Origin of the sequence: Streptomyces sp. WM6386 (assembly GCF_000972385.1) — a bacterium.
Taxonomy (GTDB): domain Bacteria; phylum Actinomycetota; class Actinomycetes; order Streptomycetales; family Streptomycetaceae; genus Streptomyces.
In genome coordinates this window covers 1-690 of sequence record NZ_JXTE01000331.1, presented here as the reverse complement: position 1 = coordinate 690, position 690 = coordinate 1, and the positions used below count along the sequence as shown (strand labels likewise).

The window sequence follows — 690 nt, the reverse complement described above, 5'->3', positions numbered from 1 at the left end:
TGCTGCATCTGCGGGCGACCGGCCAGTGCAGCCGCTATCGCATCCACGGTCCCGGCACGCGGACGTACGAGACGGGTGGCCTCGCCGTCACCGAGCGGCCCTACCGTCTGGTGGACGCCTCGGGCAGGGCGCACCCGCGGCGGTTCGCCTACGGTGTGCCCACCGAGTCCGTGCACTGGGTGACGGCCGCCGGTATCCGGCCCGGGGTGAACTCGGTGACGCTGGGCGACTCCGACGCGATCGCCCGTGCCGTGCTCTCGCTGGCGTCCGCACCGGCGTACACCCTGCCGGGCGCGACGGCCGGGACCGAGGCGGCGTAAGAGCTGCCGTCGCCGGGGAGGCGGACGGCGTCGGGCTACACGAGCCGCGCCCTCACCGTGATGGACGGTGAGGGCGCGACGGGTCGACCGGGCACTGTCACTTGGTCGGCAGCTTCACGGACTGGCTGTGGTGGAAGAAGTCGCGCGGGTCGTACGTCTGCTTGACGTTCTGCAGCCGGGCGTAGCCGGACTTGTAGTACAGCTCGTGCCAGGGCACGCCGGAGGTGTTGTACTTCGGGTCGCTCAGGTCGATGTCCGGGTAGTTGACGTAGGCGCCGTCGGTCACGTCGTTGATGACGGGGACACCGCCCGTGGCGGCGAAGACACCGTGGTAGAACTCGCGGATCCAGCGCAGTGAGATGTCCTCGGC

1 protein-coding gene and 1 pseudogene are annotated in these 690 nt (G+C 70.4%); one reads left to right on the top strand and one right to left on the bottom strand.

The window, feature by feature from the left end; genetic code table 11:
- Positions 1 to 320: pseudogene (locus TN53_RS41540) on the top strand (FAD-binding protein); the annotation flags it as partial.
- Between the two features lie 97 nt (positions 321 to 417).
- On the opposite strand, the gene TN53_RS41535 reads toward TN53_RS41540, so the two are convergent.
- Positions 418 to 690: BBE domain-containing protein (locus TN53_RS41535; protein WP_046264077.1), on the bottom strand; the 273-nt coding region annotated here is incomplete at its 5' end.